Source organism: Halogeometricum borinquense DSM 11551, from assembly GCF_000172995.2.
Taxonomy (GTDB): Archaea; Halobacteriota; Halobacteria; order Halobacteriales; family Haloferacaceae; genus Halogeometricum; species Halogeometricum borinquense.
Window position 1 is genome coordinate 321947 of record NC_014735.1, and the last position, 16862, is coordinate 338808.

18 protein-coding genes and 1 pseudogene are annotated in these 16862 nt (G+C 55.7%); 8 read left to right on the plus strand and 11 right to left on the minus strand.

Annotated elements, in window-relative coordinates:
- The first annotated feature begins 559 nt into the window (after positions 1-559).
- Entirely contained in the window at positions 560-1279 is a 720-nt protein-coding gene (locus HBOR_RS15640; protein ID WP_006056161.1) for a hypothetical protein, read from the plus strand.
- Between the two features lie 209 nt (positions 1280-1488).
- Entirely contained in the window at positions 1489-2880 is a 1392-nt protein-coding gene (locus tag HBOR_RS15645) for an FAD-binding oxidoreductase (protein WP_006056160.1), read from the plus strand.
- Positions 2881-2898: 18 nt separating this feature from the next.
- On the opposite strand, the gene gvpM is transcribed toward HBOR_RS15645, so the two are convergent.
- The 10 genes from gvpM to HBOR_RS15695 are packed head-to-tail and all read right to left on the minus strand — an operon-like array spanning position 2899 to position 8807.
- Entirely contained in the window at positions 2899-3177 is a 279-nt protein-coding gene (gene gvpM / locus HBOR_RS15650) for a gas vesicle protein GvpM (RefSeq protein WP_006056159.1), read from the minus strand.
- Positions 3178-3185: 8 nt separating this feature from the next.
- Complete coding sequence (gvpL, locus tag HBOR_RS15655) at positions 3186-4052, minus strand: gas vesicle protein GvpL (RefSeq protein WP_006056158.1); 867 nt, start codon at positions 4050-4052, stop codon at positions 3186-3188.
- Positions 4045-4398 carry a gas vesicle protein K gene (locus HBOR_RS15660; RefSeq protein ID WP_049890647.1) on the minus strand — a complete coding sequence of 118 codons (354 nt, stop codon included), beginning with the start codon at positions 4396-4398 and terminating at the stop codon, positions 4045-4047. Before HBOR_RS15660 ends, gvpL begins: the two co-directional genes overlap by 8 nt.
- Entirely contained in the window at positions 4399-4740 is a 342-nt protein-coding gene (gvpJ, locus tag HBOR_RS15665; protein WP_006056156.1) for a gas vesicle protein GvpJ, read from the minus strand. It abuts the gene before it with no gap.
- Complete coding sequence (locus tag HBOR_RS15670) at positions 4733-5152, minus strand: hypothetical protein (RefSeq protein ID WP_006056155.1); 420 nt, start codon at positions 5150-5152, stop codon at positions 4733-4735. The genes gvpJ and HBOR_RS15670 overlap by 8 nt, the downstream gene beginning before the upstream one ends.
- Positions 5149-5727 (minus strand): gas vesicle protein GvpH, encoded by a 579-nt coding sequence (gvpH, locus tag HBOR_RS15675; RefSeq protein WP_006056154.1) that lies wholly within the window; start codon positions 5725-5727, stop codon positions 5149-5151. The genes HBOR_RS15670 and gvpH overlap by 4 nt, the downstream gene beginning before the upstream one ends.
- Positions 5727-5978, minus strand: a complete 252-nt coding sequence (gene gvpG, locus HBOR_RS15680) for a gas vesicle protein GvpG (protein ID WP_006056153.1) — start codon at positions 5976-5978, stop codon at positions 5727-5729. The genes gvpH and gvpG overlap by 1 nt, the downstream gene beginning before the upstream one ends.
- A 1-nt stretch (position 5979) precedes the next feature.
- Positions 5980-6621, minus strand: coding sequence for a gas vesicle protein GvpF (gvpF, locus tag HBOR_RS15685; RefSeq protein ID WP_006056152.1), 642 nt, complete (start codon positions 6619-6621; stop codon positions 5980-5982).
- Positions 6611-7189 (minus strand): PadR family transcriptional regulator, encoded by a 579-nt coding sequence (locus tag HBOR_RS15690; RefSeq protein WP_006056151.1) that lies wholly within the window; start codon positions 7187-7189, stop codon positions 6611-6613. The genes gvpF and HBOR_RS15690 overlap by 11 nt, the downstream gene beginning before the upstream one ends.
- A 4-nt stretch (positions 7190-7193) precedes the next feature.
- The gene (locus HBOR_RS15695) at positions 7194-8807 is read right to left on the minus strand and encodes a gas vesicle protein GvpD basic region 2 domain-containing protein (RefSeq protein WP_006056150.1); all 1614 of its coding nucleotides are present in this window, start codon (positions 8805-8807) and stop codon (positions 7194-7196) included.
- Between the two features lie 218 nt (positions 8808-9025).
- On the opposite strand from HBOR_RS15695, the gene gvpA reads away from it, so the two are divergent.
- The 6 genes and pseudogenes from gvpA to HBOR_RS15725 all read left to right on the plus strand — a co-directional run bounded on the left by gvpA (position 9026) and on the right by HBOR_RS15725 (position 15177).
- Complete coding sequence (gene gvpA, locus HBOR_RS15700; RefSeq protein WP_006056149.1) at positions 9026-9262, plus strand: gas vesicle protein GvpA; 237 nt, start codon at positions 9026-9028, stop codon at positions 9260-9262.
- 83 nt (positions 9263-9345) lie between these two features.
- Positions 9346-10504, plus strand: a pseudogene (locus tag HBOR_RS15705) (MucR family transcriptional regulator).
- Complete coding sequence (gene gvpN, locus HBOR_RS15710; RefSeq protein ID WP_006056147.1) at positions 10501-11544, plus strand: gas vesicle protein GvpN; 1044 nt, start codon at positions 10501-10503, stop codon at positions 11542-11544. The pseudogene HBOR_RS15705 and the gene gvpN overlap by 4 nt, the downstream one beginning before the upstream one ends.
- Positions 11545-11568: 24 nt before the next feature.
- A complete protein-coding gene (locus HBOR_RS15715) occupies positions 11569-11991 on the plus strand; it encodes a gas vesicle protein GvpO (protein WP_006056146.1) in 423 nt (140 codons plus the stop codon).
- Between the two features lie 197 nt (positions 11992-12188).
- The gene (locus HBOR_RS15720) at positions 12189-13916 is read left to right on the plus strand and encodes a formate--tetrahydrofolate ligase (protein WP_006056145.1); all 1728 of its coding nucleotides are present in this window, start codon (positions 12189-12191) and stop codon (positions 13914-13916) included.
- Between the two features lie 163 nt (positions 13917-14079).
- Positions 14080-15177: a sensor histidine kinase gene (locus HBOR_RS15725; RefSeq protein WP_241432406.1), complete on the plus strand. Its 1098-nt coding sequence runs from the start codon at positions 14080-14082 to the stop codon at positions 15175-15177.
- 64 nt (positions 15178-15241) lie between these two features.
- Here the strand turns inward: HBOR_RS15725 and HBOR_RS15730 are convergent, their stop codons facing one another.
- A complete protein-coding gene (locus HBOR_RS15730; RefSeq protein WP_006056143.1) occupies positions 15242-16774 on the minus strand; it encodes a PAS domain-containing response regulator in 1533 nt (510 codons plus the stop codon).
- Positions 16775-16862: the final 88 nt, after the last annotated feature.

Consider the following 16862-nt stretch of genomic DNA (forward strand, 5'->3'; position numbering starts at 1 on the left):
GAATCTAGGAGATCTACTGTCAGTGCTTGGGGGGTTTCTGCCTTCTATTCTTTTCAACCCATATTTGATGTCTATAGATGGAAATATTCATCTATTTTGGAGATAATTTGCCGTTTTCTACTTTAATATTGGTTATATTATACTAGGCTCCTCGAATACATCTTCTAAACCTAGATATTGGTGATGGTGATGCTATTCTAAAACTAAAGAAACCAGAATACTGTGTAGCGATGACGCCCCACGAACTCATTGAACAATATGAGGATCATTAATTAATGAAACTTAGACAATGATTACAGTCATACACTTGTAAGGTACAAACAACGCCGTGTCTTTCTATTGGACCGTTATAGAACACATTATTCATTATCTTCTCGTGGGCGGAATTCACCGACTGACGAATCGATATCGGGTAGTGTCGCCTACGACGTTCGATTCACCGTTTCTGCTGAGGCTATCACGAACAATCGGCCGCAGTGACCCACTAACTCGACAGTAGCGTCTCCCTTGAGATCGACATCCGCCTCGAAACTAAATATATGGGTGAGTATGACATGGTATGGCGACCGACCCGTTTGAGTTGATCGCACGCCTTCTCGGTATCGATGCCGACAAGCTGCGCCGGTTGGCGGCCGAAAACGACCAAAAACTGGATTTAGATGCGTTATCCAATCACCTCGACATTGATCCCACGCGACTGTCTGACTTACAGGAACTATCGGACGGAGACGATGTCGAATGGGATGTTGCCTTCGATATCGATGTGAGCCAGATAGACCGCGAGGCGGAATCGCCGCGACAATCACGTCGCGGAGTCGGCATTCGACCAACTCGCCGCCGGTCGGGAACGAATCGCTCTCGAAGCCGACAGCAGAAGTCGGAGCGCTGGACGTGCCCGACCTGCGAGCGGAAATTCCTCTCCCATCAAGCGCTCCAGCGCCACTACGGTACTAATCCGGAACATCCTCAGCGGATCCTTGACGTGCCTGATAGTGAACTAGACCAGGATGAGAGGGGCTGGATTGGCACTCAGTGGATCGAGTTCGATGACCGAGTTGAGACCTTCCTCACGCTTCCCGATAAAATCGAAGCGGACGATATTGAAGTGACGCACTCTCCATCCGACGAATGTGTCGAAATCAGCGGTGAATACGAGGAAACCATCGATACGAACAGTATCACGGACCTACTCTCGGACACCCTTGAATGGCGGATGTCGGGGCGTGATCTCATACTGTCGTTCCCGATACAAGATCCAACATCGGATGAAGATGCATAACTGTAACACGATGAGTCGTTCACAACTCGACGCATAGTCCAGAGACCGTCTGTTTCGTACTATTTCCCGTATCGAAAGATCTACTGAGATATATTGATTTGTGTTAACATTCAACAAGCTCTATTAGCATAGGTAATAAATATGAGGTCACGTCTTGGGCTGCTGTGAGCGAGAACAGGCTACTGAGACGTTAATCAAGGGGACAAACGATGTCATCAACAGGACCAGATATTGACGAACCGGCTATCGAACAACTTCAGGACGGGCTTCGAGGACAACTGATCCTGCCAGAAAATCCCGGGTACGACGATGCGAGGGCGATCTATAATGCGATGATCGATAAACATCCGCGGCTCATCGCCCAGTGTGCCACTGTCGCGGATGTGATCGCGGCTGTGAACTTCGGTCGTGAGCACGACCTTGCGACGGCGGTCCGCGGAGGCGGACACAACGGCCCCGGTCTGGCGTTGGTGGATAGCGGCCTCGTTATCGACCTCTCCGAGATGACGGGGATTCGGGTCGATCCCAGCGCGAAGACCGTGCGCGCTGAACCCGGATGCACGTGGGGCGATGTTGATCACGCGACCCACGCGTTCGGCTTGGCGACACCCAGTGGAATCATCTCTACAACCGGTATTGGTGGACTAACTCTGGGTGGCGGTCACGGATATCTAACCCGTAAACACGGCTTGACGATTGACAATCTAGTGAGCGCAGATGTCGTGTTAGCGGACGGACGGTTAGTCCATGCGAGTGAGAACGAGCATCCAGATCTGTTCTGGGCGCTCCGGGGCGGCGGCGGCAACTTCGGCGTGGTCACTTCGTTTGAGTATCAGTTACATCCGGTGGAGACAGTAGTTGCGGGACCGCTGCTCTGGCCACTCTCGGAACTTGAATCTACGATGCGGTGGTACCGTGAGTGGTTACCCCAAGCACCTGAGGACGTGTACGCGTTCTATCTCGTCGCTGAGGTCCCGGGTGAACCATTCCCCGAGGAGATTCACGGGGAGAACGTGTGCGGGCTCATGTGGTGTTATCTCGGCTCAGAGGACGAAGCCGAGACCGTGATCCAGTCGGCCCGCGATGTTGCCGAACCACTGTTCGAGCATATCGGGGCGATGCCGTATCCAGCACTCCAAAGCCTGTTCGACGATCTCTATCCCCCGGGTGATCAGTGGTATTGGAAGGGTGACTTCGTGTACGAACTGACCGACGACGCTATCAACGAACATCGGCGTTTCGCCGACGTCCCGACCGCGAAATCGACGATGCATCTGTATCCCGTCGATGGGGCTGTCAGTCGTGTTGACGCGGATGAGACCGCGTGGGGCTATCGTGACGCGACCTGGTCGATGGTCATCGCGGGCGTCGATCCGGACCCGACCAATGCTGAGGCAATCTCCGAGTGGGCCAAAGACTACTGGCGGGCGGTGCATCCACACGCAGCGGATGGCTCGTACGTCAACTTCATGATGGAAGAAGGTGAGAGCCGAGTCCAGGCCGCTTACCGTGACAACTACGAGCGATTACAACAGGTGAAGGCGAAGTACGACCCAGATAACTTCTTCCATATCAATCAGAATATCGAGCCAGCGGGCTAACTATCGGTGGCGCACTATCTAGCGCTTAGCGGTTTCCGTTTCCGTTTCGACCCTCTCATTTGATGTGCCGGACCGCTCACCGGGAGTCGCACGCTGTCGGTGGGTCGTATCCCACTCTTCGAACAGACCATACTCTGTCATCGTCGTCATGCCAGCGATAGCTGCTCGAAGGCTGATCCCGATGAGGGGAATATCCGCTACAGTGACGATTACGTCCGCTTGAAGGACTGCGCCGTCGCGTAACAGTACGTCCACGAACTCCACAATAGCGTGCGTGTCGTCTTTTGTTGGTTCCATAGTCGCGCTCACCCGAGGTCCGGTGCGAATGTGTACGGAGGCCACGGACCTGTGAATTTGATACTCACTCCTTCTTGTTCGGCAGGGCCGTCCAACCGATTCCCGAGTTCGGTTTCATCCGCTTCGTCTGCGAGGACCGCTACCCGCGCGACTGGCTCCCCATCGATTGCTGTGGTGTCGTCCGTAAGCGGCGAGGACGGGTCTTGTTCGATCATCTCGGTCACGACGGGGGAAATCGACTCTCGTAGTGTCGCCGTCAGATCGGACCGACGCTGCTGTTTCAGTTCACGAAGCCGTTTATCGTACTGTTTTTCGAGGAGAAACGACGTTCCGGAACCTGCTTGCTTTCGTCGTCGTTGTAAGTCCTGTAGCTGGTCGTCCTGATCTGCAATCTCGGCTTCGAACGCTGATGAATCCCAGTGGAGGCGAATACGATATTCCCACGTGCCAGCGAACGACGTCAGCGCCTCCCGAATCGTGTCGTGATTTTCGTGTACCCACTGGGAGATACTCGCGTCCCCTCCCTCGATGATGGTATTGAATCGCATCGGTAGCGGTGTACCGAACACCTCACCCGCGGCATCGACGACGTGTTGGTGTCTGAGTACCCACTGTGTCACCTGTTCTGGGCTTTCCGTGTCGTAGACTGCTTCACAGTCGTGGACAGCGGCTCCGACACTCTCGGTCTCGATGACGTATACGGAGCTCTCACCGACACCGAGAACCGACAGGTCATTCGAGTCCGCACTTTCGGTGTCCACGAAACAGTACAGATACCGACCGTCGGTGACTGCCTGTTCACCACTCGATCCGGTGGACTGTTCTGTGGCATCTGCTGACTGCTCTGCGGCTGAAGTCGGAGACGGTTCAGTCATTGGATGCACTCCCAGCGTTGAATACCGGACTGCGGGACTGTGAGGCCTCGTGCCCGGATAGTTGCTCGATAGCGTCGCGCACGACGTGATCGAGGTCACTCTTGAACGCAGCGACCTCATCGCCGATGTCTTCCTGTTGTTTTAACCGCTCAACTTCTTCTTCTAAGGTCTGCAACTGCTGACCTAGTCGCTCGATTTCGGCCGCAGAGAGGTCACCGGCTTCCATCCGTCGCACAGCCTCTTGTTCGAGCGCCTCGACCAGCAGTTCGACGACAGTGACAACGAGTGCGGTGAGTCCGCCCTGTACATCGTCCGCCTCGCCATCGAGTGTAAGTTCCACGGCTATTCATTCCTCCCTCGAAGACGGGGATGATACCGCCGAATGTTCGTCTGTTGTTTCTCTCGCTGGTTCAGTTTCCGGCTGTGTTTCCGAGTTTGCATCGGAGGCATCCGACGAGACGCCAGCCGCTGTCTCGACGCGTTTCATATCTGTTCCGGTCGGAAATTCGAGACCGTACTGAGCCGCGGTCTCGAACGAAGCGACGGCTGCTCGCAGTTGGATGCCCAGTAGTTCCGTGTCGCCGACGCTGACCGCAATATCGGCATTGATGACGACTCCTTTGTCTAGCAGCATCTCCAGCATTTCGGCGAGGTCGCCCTGCGAGCGGGTCGGCTTGGGATCACTCATCGCTGGATGTCTCCCTCCTGTCGCTGTCGGTTTCTGATGGGTGATCGGCGTCCACATTTCCACCCTTATGCGCGCTCGCTCTGCGGTGGAGTCGTTGGCCGTACAGCCGTTCGCGGGCAGCCACATTCGAGTGTTTCGGCACCGCCGGAACGGTCGAGTGGGAGTTCCGGGCTGCGTTCTCGGCATTCGATTTCTGGGGCGGAAGTGTCGAATGTGCCGTTGGGTTCCCTGTCCCATCGTTCTCATCCCGGTCGCGCTGTGACTCTGACTGGTGCCGGTTCCGTTTGCGGCGCTGTGCGATTTTCCTCCGCTGTTGGAGCAGTTTTTGTCGGGCCGTATCTCGGCTGAGCTGTGCCTTCGCCAGTATCTGTCTCGCTTTCTGTTTGCGTTTTTGTTGCTGTTTGTCAGTCATTCGGATGCTCCTTCGGTAGATTCGTTTCTTCGAACCAGTCGGATCTCGAGAATCTGGTTGTTGAGTTCTACATCGGTAATCGTCATGTCGGGGTGGTCGAGCGCAACACGACCGACAGTTTCCCCATCGGCGCTCAACACTAACGCGGGCGCATCGGTATCAAGCGTAACATCGAGGTCGTCGTCGGATTCGCTGTCAGTCACGCCGAGGAGATCAGCGATGACGATCCGCTCGTTGTGGCTGCATTCCCGTGTCTCAACGTGAACCGATTCTGTGTCTCCCTGCTGGCTGTTCGACTCTCCGGTCCGGGAGTGATCTGATGCAGACCGATGGGGAGATTCAGCTGTTCGATCATCCGACCCGAGACCGATGGAAACCTCGTAGTCATAATCGATTTGGGAACTCCCCTGATCGATCTGACCTGATCCCCGTCGATGACCGCCTTCTTCAGATTCGATTTCGGCGAGCGATGCCACGATGGCTCGGAGTTGTTCGAGGAGGCCACTGGGGGAGTCGGGGCGTTTGTCAGGGGACTTGTCGGATGGATCTCCGGCGTCGTTGGAGTTGGGAGACATCAGCCTTTGATCTCCACACGGCCCCGCATCTGGGACTTGACCTGTTTGGCGGTGTCTAACTGTGCTTCGAGTTCCTGCTTGCGCTGCTGATACTCCTCTTTTGATCGCTCGCCGATCTCATACAGCAGTCGATTTTCCTTGATATCGTCCTGAATCGCTTCGGTGTCGTACATCTCGTCCAATGCCATCGTGTGCAAGATGTCCACCAGCGAGAGAAACGGGTTGACCAGCAAATCGTCCAGCAGGAACATGTTATCGGCCCCCCTGTTGCTCGGCCCCGATGTGAATATCGACGAAATTGTACGGAGCCCACGGTCCGGTGTACTGCACCCGTAATTCGTCGTCGTACGCCGCCTCGATAGCATCGATTGCGGCGTCGAAGTCGTCTCTGTGTTCGCGCTCGACCAGATACGATTTGTTCACGATCAGTCGGTCACTGAAGAGGTCGTTCTCAGTTTCGTTGAGACTCACCTCCGAGAGCCGGTCCGTCACATCGGCCTGGATTTCGTCTCGGGGAATGCCGTCTTCGGCAGGGGCAATTATTTTCACCCCCAATTCGACTGTGCCCTCGATATCGTTCAAAGCACTGCGTAGAGGCCGTCGCGCTCCACGAAGGACTCCTTTTAGGGTTCGAGCGCCCTTGAATGCCATCCCAAAGCTCATTGGGACGATTGTACGGCCACCGTCGTATTCGAGTACGGTCTGGAGAACGTTGTTGTGCGCCTCGATATCTTCATCAGTGCGCTCTGGATCCGTCGTGTCGATGTCGGATACGACGGCCGACAATGTGCGGTAATCGACGGTGTAAACGCGTTCAGCTTCGCCAACACCATCGACTTCCAGTTCGATATCTTCCTGTTCGATAACGCCGTATGTGTATAGGTTATCGCTCATCCGTCTCACTCCGTTGGGACTGCACGTGTCGGGTCTTACAATCGATTATCAGTGCCTTCAGCACGAGCGAAAACGTGATCAATCGATTCACTGCCGGTTCCACGCTGTTGAACGTCGCTTCCGCATCCGCAATTCGGTAGATTTTCCGCTTCGTCAACTCAGTCATGTCGAGCATCCCCTCGTCTGCGAGGTCGTTTAAATGAGGATACACGGTTCCGGGGCTCAAATCCACGCCGAAGAGACGGCGTAGATCCTGAAGGAGTTCCTTTCCACAAGCCTCACCTCGCACAGCGATCAACAGCAGTAAAATCTCGTCTAATTGTGCAATGACATCTTTATCACTGACCGTGTGGAGATACGCTTCATCGAGCCAGCCATCCATCGTAGCCACTGCGTCGTCAGTGAGTTGTGTTTCCATGTACTGCGGCGAAGAACTACTCTCGCCGAACTGGGATCCGTGTTTTGGCTCGTATTCGGACGCAAGTAGCGACCTGACAGCCGAAACGGTAAACGATAGCTCCGTCTCCATTCTGATCTCCTCGTGGAGTTCTTTGGCAAGCCGTTCCATCTTTTTACACCATCTCTGTGAGTGTGATTCTGGGGATGCTCTGTGATTGATCGATACCGATACCGAGCATGGAAGTCAGCGGATTTTCGCCGTACAGCATGATGGCTTTGCCAGACCGCTCCAATCGGAGATGCATGTCTGCGACACGGTCCGCCCGCTTTCGGAGTTCGGTTCCCGGTTTAGTGATGAGAATCGCTAGGTCGTTATGGAGGGCGACATAGTTCGCAAAATCACCCAACCACGTTTCGAACGTCGATCGTGCCGTATCCATGCTGATCACGTGCAACAACGGCCCATCGCTCTGCTTTCGCACCTGCTCGACGTACTCCATGTACGGCTCGTAATCGAGTTGACCTCCTTCCACGGGCGATTCGAGCCTCTCGTCGATTGTGGTGGACCGATTTCTCTCCACGACATCATCCGATGTGCGTGACTGCTCCTCCCGACGCGTGGCCCCGATTCCGATGGAACTGTCCACATCTGATTTCGAAACCGCCCGTGATGTCCCGGAGGGGGCCTCCGATTGGTCGTCGTTCTCGTATGTGTCTTTACTTCGAGACGGACCCGCGTACGTCTCGAAGACGTGACAGTACGTATCGAACACGCGGGGCGTCAGCACCGAGTTCAAGTCGTTGTGAAGTAGCCCCGGGCTCCCTTCCCGCGGCGGAACAACAGCAACACCCATCTCATTGACGAGGAAGTTACGGATTGTCGGGAGCGTCAGGACACACCACGCATCGCGGGAGAGATCAGTACCCAGTTCGAGGTGTACGACGCTCCCACGGTTGTACCCGCCCGACAGAATGGGGTCGAGATCACTAATCCCCGTCGAGAACTTCGCCTTCGAGTTCGGGCGTGGCTTCCATGTGCCACTCCCAGTTCCCGTGTGGACAGTCGGCAACTCGACAGGGGTAATCGCTTGAAACTGGCCGTTGGCAAGCGTGATCGGCTGTAACCGATTACCGATACGGACACCGCGTAACTTCTCCAATCGGAGATGTCGCCGCGTGCGTCCGCGCTCGTCCTCCGCAACCTGTAGCGTAACAACACCGTCAACGATGTATTCGAGCGGCGACGAATCGGCGGTTTCGGAGACGAGCAGCAGTCGGATGTCCTCTTGACGGGCAAGAGCGACCAACTGGGTCGTCACAGTTTCGATATCCGGCGGTTCGTCGTGGCGAGTGGCCAAGTACTCGTAAATGAGCTCCCAACTGTCGAACGCAATCGTGAGCCGCTTGCTTGCGGCCTTGACCTGTTGGATCCATTCGAGTAGAGCGTCTAAATCCAACCTCTCGAACGGGACATCCATGTCTAACGGAAGCTCGAACGGGTCTTGGGAGAGGTCGAGAATGGATGTCTTATCGAGGGAAAAATGCTCCTCGAAGTACATCTCGTGGACCGTATCTTGGTCAACGCGAGTCGACACATAGAGAACATCACCATCACGCTCCAGAACGTCAAGACCGCGAATCGTGAACAGCGTTTTCCCTGTCCCCGGCGCTCCCTTAACGAGCAGAGCGTGACCCGGGTCGCCAGTAAAAAAACGGCTGATTTCGCGGGGAAAGAGCGCACGGCCCTGTTGTTCCGTGAGCAAGGATGCAGGATCAGGTGAGGTCATAGGTTGCGTATGGTCGGTGGATGCCGGAGCGGTTTGCACTGGTTGACAACAGTATGAAGCGCTCCTTAATCGAGCCGACCCTACGTGAGAACTCATTCTCATCGTACTTATATGTTTGACCTATTACAGGAAGTGAAACGGTTGGTGAAATCATACAAATCAATTTACAACTTCATTGGGTAGTGTCGTGTGGGTACAAAGTACAACCCAGACCAATCATGGCTCAACCCGATTCATCGAGTTTGGCGGAAGTTCTGGACCGCGTATTGGACAAGGGTGTCGTCGTCGACGTGTGGGCGCGTGTCTCCCTCGTCGGTATCGAGATTCTGACCGTTGAGGCGCGAGTCGTCGCTGCGTCGGTCGATACCTTCCTCCATTACGCTGAAGAAATCGCAAAAATCGAACAAGCGGAACTCACTGCTACCGCCGAGGCAGCACCCACGCCTGAGGCCTGAACCGCTGGCCTACTTTGGCGGAGTACGGAGGCGTATAGCTTGCAAGCAAACACTATCCAACCTATTTTTGCACACAACCACCCATGACTGTCAGAGACAAACGCGAGAAAATGACCGCAACCCGCGAGGAGTTCGCGGACGCACAGCAAGAGTTCGCGGCGTACGCCGCAGACTTCGCCGCTGACATCGAAACCAAACGAGATGTGAGTAGCCTGCTCGATGCAATCGATGCCCTCCGAGCGGAGATCGAGGAGACCGGCGACGCGTTCGACGCATATAACCAGGAGTTCGCTGCTGAAGTCAGCCATCTCCAGACCGAAATCGGTGAGCAGCGAGAAGCGCTGCGTGAGATGCGTGACATCTTCGACGCGTATGCTGAGACCTTCGAATCGGATGTCGAAGCAAAGCAAGACGTAAGCGATCTCCTCGCCGCAATCGAGGACCTGCGAGCGGAGATGGACACAACTCACGAGGCGTTCGACGCGTATACGAACGAGTTCGTGACCGATGTGGCTGCCCTCCGCGATGTATCCGACCTGTTGGCGGCAATCGAGGAACTACAACTGGAATTCGGCGCAGTCCAAGCGGAGTTCGACGACTACACCGATGACTTCGATGCCGACATCGAGCGATTCCGGAATGCCGTCGCAGAACAGCGCGATGCCGTCGCAGAATACCGCGAGGAGTTTCACGGCGTCGAAGTACAAGCTATGCTGAACGCGATTGCCGATTTCCAACAGGAAATCGACGACTTCAGAGCGGAGTTCGAAACGACTGAGGAGTCCTTCGACGCCTTCGCCCGCGACTTCTACGGAGCAGAAGCGTCGGATTCGGGGGACGCCCCTCGAAACGGAAGCCGAAGCACCAGACGCCGGAGTACCGGAACAACCGGCCGAAGAATCAGTTGAAACCGAGAACGAGGAAGCGGAACTCGAAGTAGTCGAAACCGAGACCGACACCGAAGATACAGACACGGGGAGTATCAAGGAGGTCGAAGAAGAGTTGATTATAGAAGAGGAGATCGACACGGAGGACACGAGAGAAGCGGAGAATGCGGTAGAAGAGGACGAAGAGACGGAAGCAGACGAAGATGCTCCAGAAGGAATGATTCAGTGTCTCGTGTGCGGTGAATACTATCAGGCGATTACGGAACCGCACTTACAGACCCACGACATGACGATTCAGGAGTACCGTGAAGAGTACGGTGAAGACATGCCACTCCGCCCGGACGATAAAGCATGACGAACGGGTCACGCAAACGGAAGGTTCGAGGGTCGCAAATCCGCTCGTCTCGCGACGAAAAACAAGAACAAAACGTACGCAATCGCAGAGAAAAAGAACGCCAACGCCTCGAAAAACAGGAGTCTCACCGAGCAGGGAACGGAGCAGCACAGTTCGACGACCGATTTATGCCCGAAGAACAGCCGTTCGTCGAGACCGAGGCGGTAGCGCAGGTCGAAACGCGCATGAGTCGGTGGCTCGACGTGGGACGGCCCGTTCACCTGATCGGGCCGACCGGTTGTGGAAAGACGGCGTTGGCGATGCACGTCGCTCACGAGCGCGACCGCCCGGTCGTCTGGATCAACGGTGATGCCGACCTAACGACGAGTGACCTCGTCGGAGAGTACGCCGAAAAAGAGCGCATTTCAGAGCGCGACAAGTACATCCACAACGTCATCAAGAGCAAGGATATCATCCGTGATCGATGGGTGAACAATCCGCTAACAGTGGCCGTGCAGGAAGGAGCGACGCTGGTGTACAACGAGTTCTCCCGGACGAAACCCGTCGCAAACAACGTTCTCCTGTCGGTCTTCGAGGAGGGGGTTCTCGAACTCCCGGGACAGCGTGGAGAGTCCAGATACGTCGATGTACACTCCGATTTCCGAGCGATTCTGACCTCGAACTCCGTGGAGTACGCTGGCGTTCACGAGCCACAAGATGCGCTCTTGGATCGTCTCGTCGGCCTCTACATGGATTTCTACGACCGTGATACCGAGGTCGAAATCGTCCAGTCCCACGTCGATGGACTCGATGCCGAAAATATAGAACAGATCGTTGAATTGATGCGCGAGTTGCGCGAGCGGCTCGATATCAACGTCGGGACACGAGCGGCGATTATGGCTGCTGAGGGCATCGGAACTGTCGATGATCGTAACCAATCCGTACTAACGGACATCTGTGTTGATGTGTTGGCCTCGAAAGTTGCTCAGCGTAGTGAGGTTTCGGAGTTGCGAGACGTGGTCGAGTCCGCCATCCAAGACATGGAGGTCACCATTTCTTAAGGTATCAGCTTCATACCTAGGAAAATGTCAGACCAAGCAAACGATCCGCCAGAACGTGATGACATCAACGATGTGGTCTCCCCTACCGAGATAGAGGGGATGCCGTCAGCGGAGCATGTCGATGATGAGTCTTCCGAGCAGGCTACATCGGCTGAAGCGATGCCGAACCAGTCTTCGGATTCACCAATCGGACTCGGTGACGCGCAAAAACGAGCGCGAGAAGTGGCAGAAGAGCTGTTAGAATACAAATTCGAGGGGATCATCAAAATCGAGGCGACGGACGACGACAGCTGGCGGACTGTCGTGGAAGTGGTCGAACGGAGTGCCGTTCCGGATACTCAAGATATCATCGGGTGCTACGAAATCACACTCGACGAGACGGGGAGTGTCACCAGCTACGAGCTACTGAGACGCTACCGACGTGGTGATATGAAAGAGGAGATGTGACTGATTGCACCAAACAGAAGCAAGTCGGCAAACACGACGTACCGGCTGATCGTGGCAAACGAGGAAGGCGAGTTGGGAGTATCGACCCGGTTAGTATCGCAGTTACGGGTTCACGATAGCCGTCATAGGCCTGTCGTGTCCCAGTCCTATCAACTACGCAAATATTCTTACACCGTCCAAGTCGATTTCTGTGTGAGATGTCTCCATCCGATAACGATCAGGATTCGATGCCGTCCGATTACGAGATTGCACAGTCCACTGAGATGGTTCCGATCTGGGACTTCCTCGAACCGTGGGATCTCGACAGCAGCGACCTGCAGTACTCCGGTGAGTACAAAGCGAAAATCGAGCACCACGCTGTCGAGCGTCTCCGTGACGATGCCGCGGACAGAGCGCAAAATCTCGTCCTCGTAACCGGCATGACGCCGACACCGTTGGGTGAAGGGAAAACGGTGACGACGGTCGGACTCGGACAGACGCTCGACCACCTCGGCAAAGAGGCAGTTATCGCTATCCGCGAACCGTCGCTCGGCCCGATATTCGGGGTCAAAGGTGGCGCGGCCGGTGGTGGCTACTCGCAGGTCTTGCCGATGGAAGATATCAATCTCCACTTTACCGGCGATCTCCACGCGCTCACGTCGGCGCATAACCTTATCGCGGCGATGCTCGACGCGAAAATATCGCAAGGGAGCGAGTTGGAAATCGACGTGAACGATGTCGAATGGCCCCGCGCTCTCGATATGAACGACCGCGTACTTCGGGAAACGGTCGTCGGTCTCGGCGGCAAGACGGGTGGCACGCCGCGCGAGGATGGCTTCCTCCTCACTGCAGCCTCGGAGTTGATGGCCGTCCTGTGTCTGGCAAGCGACCTCGGCGACCTTAAAGAGCGCATCGCCCGGATCATCGTCGCGTACGACGACGAAGGCGACCCGGTCACTGTAGACGATATCGAGGCCACCGGCCCGGTCACGATGCTCCTCCGTGACGCCATCAAGCCCAATATCGTTCAAACAATCGAGGGGACGCCCGCGTTCGTCCACGGTGGCCCGTTCGCAAATATTGCTCACGGAACGAACTCGCTCATCGCTGACAAGGCCGCGTTCGGCATGGGTGACTATCTAGTCACAGAAGCCGGATTCGGGTCTGATCTCGGCGCGGAGAAGTTCATGAACATCGTCTGCCGATTCGGGGAGATGACACCGAACGTCCTTGTTCTCGTTGCCTCCGTCCGGGCACTCAAGTACCACGGGCTGGATATGTGGCCCACAGACTACGACGCGATAGCAGAAGCGGGAGTTGACGCAATAGAGCGCGGATTCGAGAATCTCGACAAGCACGTCCAGAACTTACAGCAGTTCGGCGTGCCCGTCGTCGTCGCCGTCAACCGCTTCCCGAATGATACGGACGAGGAAATCCAGACCGTCTTAGACCACTGCCGCGACGATATCGGCGTGAAAGCTGCTGAATCAACCGTCTTCGCGGACGGCGGTGAAGGCGGCGTTGACCTCGCAGAAAACATCATCGAGGAAGTCGAAACCAACGACCCGGACGACTTCGCGTTTCTGTACGAGGACGACGCATCGATCAAAGAGAAAATAGAGACCGTTGCGACCGAGATGTACGGTGCTGATGGGGTGACCTACACGGGGACCGCATCGGAAGATATCGAGCGGATGGAGGAGTTAGGCTTTGCGGAGTACCCGGTTTGTCTCTCGAAGACGTTCCACTCACTGAGCGACGATTCGAGCAAGAAAGGCGCGCCGACGGACTGGTCGCTCGAAGTCCGCGAGGTGTACCCGTCCGCCGGAGCGGGGTTCCTCGTTGCACTCACCGGCGACGTATTGACGATGCCGGGACTACCCGCTGACCCGGCCGCCGCAGACATGGATATCGACGCCGAAGGTAACATCTCCGGACTGTTCTGACCCGGATCGGACACTGCGTTCGATTAGCTTCCGGACGGTGTCGAATCGATGCGGCCGTTGCGACCGCTCCCCCGGCCCGCCTCGCTCCCGTCAAACGGTGAACGCCACCGCCTTTGGGCGATTCAACACATCGTTTAATGTACTTTCGTGTTATGTCTCAATCATGACTCGGGGATACCGACGATTACTCCCAATCGTTACGATGGGATTCGGAGTTGGTCTCGTCGGTGTCAGCCTCGCCGAAATCCTGCTTCGGATGAGTGGTCGGATCCCGACAGGAATCCCGTTTTGGGCGAGCGTCACGACCAGTGCCCCGTTTGCACTGTATCTCATGATCGGCGGATACTGGCTCAAGCGGAGTGATGTCCCCGAAGTCCGTTACCCCCGAGTGCTCGCGATTACGATGACTGGAATGATGTTTCTCGGCGGATTCTTCACAATCATTGGGGTCACCTTTCGACAGGTGGGAATCGTCCAAACCCTCTCTCCGATTCGGTGGGGATTGTCGGTGGGAGGGGGCAGTGGATTACTCCTTGCGTTCTTGAACGCCCAACGAATAGAGAAAGAACTCGCCAGTGAACGCGAATTGATCCGCTCAGCGGAGCTTGAGGAGCGTCGAGAACTCCTCAATTATCTGAATGCGTTGCTCCGCCACGAAGTACTGAATACCGCGAACGTCATCGAAGGATATGCCACTGGCTTGATGGAGTCTCTAGACGGCGATGAAAAGGACAACGCCGCGACGATCCGGCGCCAAGCCCGAGAGCTGACAGTAATAATAGACGATGTCCGCTTTCTTCTTCGGGCCGCTGGCGAGAATCCGTCGATGGAACCGACCAACCTCTCTCGGATGCTTCGAGATGAACTGACGAGTCTCCAAGATCGACATCCAGAGGTCGATATCGACCGGGACATTCCGGACGAGGTGTACGTCGCTGCCGATCTAATGCTCAAACGACTGCTCTCCAACCTGTTGGAAAATGCCGTAGAGCACAACCCAGACGAGAGACCCTGGGTATCTGCCGAGGTATCCGTCACCGACGATACTGCGGCAGTCCGCATCGAGGATAACGGTCCAGGCGTTCCGGAAACCGTTCAGTCGGATCTGTTCAAACCAGCCCAGAAGTGGGATGACCGGCACGGACTGGGTCTCCTCATCGTCAAACGACTGGCCAACCGATACGACGGCCGGATCGAACTCACCGAAACCGGTCCGGACGGGAGCGTGTTCACGGTCGAACTCCCTCTGGCGACGACGTAGCGAGGCTGATACTCCGCCGTGAAGCGCTCGCTCGACTTCGCCGTACAGCACGTACTTTCGGACGCTAAAGCTCCTGTTCGTGCTTTTTTCGCTCGGTGATATCCCGACTGTTAATCACGAACCCCTCGACAGCGGGATTATCCAACTGGTTGTTGCCGACCGCTTCGATCCAGCGCCACGACCCATCCTTATGCCGGAACCGACACTCGACAGTTGGTGTCATCTCCGGGTTTGAGACCGCCTCGCTGAACGTTTCCATGACCTCCTGACGGTCCTCGGGATGGATGTATTCGAAGGCGTTCTCACCGAGCAACGCCTCGGGTTCGTATCCGAGAACGTGCTCGACCGACGGACTCTGGTATAAGTACGTACCGTCTTCATCGAGGACGACGATGATGTCAGTCGAGTTTTCGATGAACGCTTGGAATCGCTCTTGCTGCGCTTTGCGCTCTGAGATGTCTCTTGCGATACCGACGAGACCGGTGAGGTTACCCTCCGGGTCGGTCAAACGTGCGCCGGTGAACTCGTGGGGGATGTACTCCCCATGTTTCGTGAGTACATTGGCTTCAACAGTGGCAGATCCCGTCGTTAGCGCCTCCTCGATTGCCTCACCCACCCGCTCTCGTTCATCCTCGGGGAAGAACTCAATCGCTTGCATCTCGCTGATTTCCGCATCGGTGTACCCGGTGCGTTCCAAGGCAGTCTCGTTCCACCGTCGCATCGTGCCATCCGGGTTAATAACGTAGAACGCGTCATCGAGCGCATTGAGCGCTTGGTCGATGAACATGCGCTCCTGCCGAAGCGTTCTCTCTCGTTTTTTTCGCTCGGTGATATCGCGTGCGAAGCCGGCGATGCGAGTGACCGTCCCAGCACTGTCGGTGATCGGTTCGGCCTGTACCCAGATCCATCGCTGATAGTTTTCGTCTTCGTTGACGCGGTATTCGAGATCGGCCGGATTCCCGTTCGAAAGTTGGTTCATCGCAGCCGTAACTTGCTCACGGTCGTCGGGATGAACGCCGTGTAGAAAGTCCCGAGGCTGCGCCGCAAGTGTCTCCGTCGAACGGCCCCAAATATCTTCGTAGGCGGAGTTGATATAGAGCAGTTCATCCCAATCCGATGAAAACATCCAGAGGACATCGTTACTTGCCTCGCTCAGTTCCTGTAAGCGGCGTTCGGTCTTGGTCGCTTGCTGTTCGGCACGGTACTGTGAGACCACGTTTTTGATTCGGTTCGCCAGCAGTTTGTACTGTCCCGTCCCGGCCTGCTTCTGGAGATAATCGGTTACCCCTGCCGAAATAGCGTCGCTGGCAATGCTTTCGCTTCCTTTGCCAGTAAATAGAATGAACGGGAGCGAAGGATAGTCCTCACGGACGGCGTTGAGAAATTCGATGCCGTTCTGCTCCGGCATATCGTAATCGGAGACGACACAGTCGATGTCCTCGGTGGCAAGCACATCAAGCCCCGCTCCGGCAGTCGTTGCCGTCTCAACGACAAAGCTGTCGTTTTCCCGTTCGAGAAAGTCGGCCGCCAGTGTCGCAAAGTCAGGTTCGTCATCGACGTGAAGCACGTGAATCGGCCGATCTGACTGTACCATCATGGCAATTGTTATCTTGGAAATATAAAGAATTGAGGTACTACTCAGAGAGAAAAACACCCGATAAATAACATATAATATGCATAATATA

What these genes read in the sequence shown, in the direction of transcription:
- HBOR_RS15640 (WP_006056161.1), top strand. Translation starts at nt 560, where the DNA reads ATGGCGACCGACCCGTTTGAGTTGATCGCACGCCTTCTCGGTATCGAT.
- HBOR_RS15645 (WP_006056160.1), top strand. Translation starts at nt 1,489, where the DNA reads ATGTCATCAACAGGACCAGATATTGACGAACCGGCTATCGAACAACTT.
- gvpM (WP_006056159.1), bottom strand. Translation starts at nt 3,177, where the DNA reads ATGGAACCAACAAAAGACGACACGCACGCTATTGTGGAGTTCGTGGAC.
- gvpL (WP_006056158.1), bottom strand. Translation starts at nt 4,052, where the DNA reads ATGACTGAACCGTCTCCGACTTCAGCCGCAGAGCAGTCAGCAGATGCC.
- gvpJ (WP_006056156.1), bottom strand. Translation starts at nt 4,740, where the DNA reads ATGAGTGATCCCAAGCCGACCCGCTCGCAGGGCGACCTCGCCGAAATG.
- HBOR_RS15670 (WP_006056155.1), bottom strand. Translation starts at nt 5,152, where the DNA reads ATGACTGACAAACAGCAACAAAAACGCAAACAGAAAGCGAGACAGATA.
- gvpH (WP_006056154.1), bottom strand. Translation starts at nt 5,727, where the DNA reads ATGTCTCCCAACTCCAACGACGCCGGAGATCCATCCGACAAGTCCCCT.
- gvpG (WP_006056153.1), bottom strand. Translation starts at nt 5,978, where the DNA reads ATGTTCCTGCTGGACGATTTGCTGGTCAACCCGTTTCTCTCGCTGGTG.
- gvpF (WP_006056152.1), bottom strand. Translation starts at nt 6,621, where the DNA reads ATGAGCGATAACCTATACACATACGGCGTTATCGAACAGGAAGATATC.
- HBOR_RS15690 (WP_006056151.1), bottom strand. Translation starts at nt 7,189, where the DNA reads ATGGAACGGCTTGCCAAAGAACTCCACGAGGAGATCAGAATGGAGACG.
- HBOR_RS15695 (WP_006056150.1), bottom strand. Translation starts at nt 8,807, where the DNA reads ATGACCTCACCTGATCCTGCATCCTTGCTCACGGAACAACAGGGCCGT.
- gvpA (WP_006056149.1), top strand. Translation starts at nt 9,026, where the DNA reads ATGGCTCAACCCGATTCATCGAGTTTGGCGGAAGTTCTGGACCGCGTA.
- gvpN (WP_006056147.1), top strand. Translation starts at nt 10,501, where the DNA reads ATGACGAACGGGTCACGCAAACGGAAGGTTCGAGGGTCGCAAATCCGC.
- HBOR_RS15715 (WP_006056146.1), top strand. Translation starts at nt 11,569, where the DNA reads ATGTCAGACCAAGCAAACGATCCGCCAGAACGTGATGACATCAACGAT.
- HBOR_RS15720 (WP_006056145.1), top strand. Translation starts at nt 12,189, where the DNA reads ATGTCTCCATCCGATAACGATCAGGATTCGATGCCGTCCGATTACGAG.
- HBOR_RS15725 (WP_241432406.1), top strand. Translation starts at nt 14,080, where the DNA reads ATGACTCGGGGATACCGACGATTACTCCCAATCGTTACGATGGGATTC.
- HBOR_RS15730 (WP_006056143.1), bottom strand. Translation starts at nt 16,774, where the DNA reads ATGATGGTACAGTCAGATCGGCCGATTCACGTGCTTCACGTCGATGAC.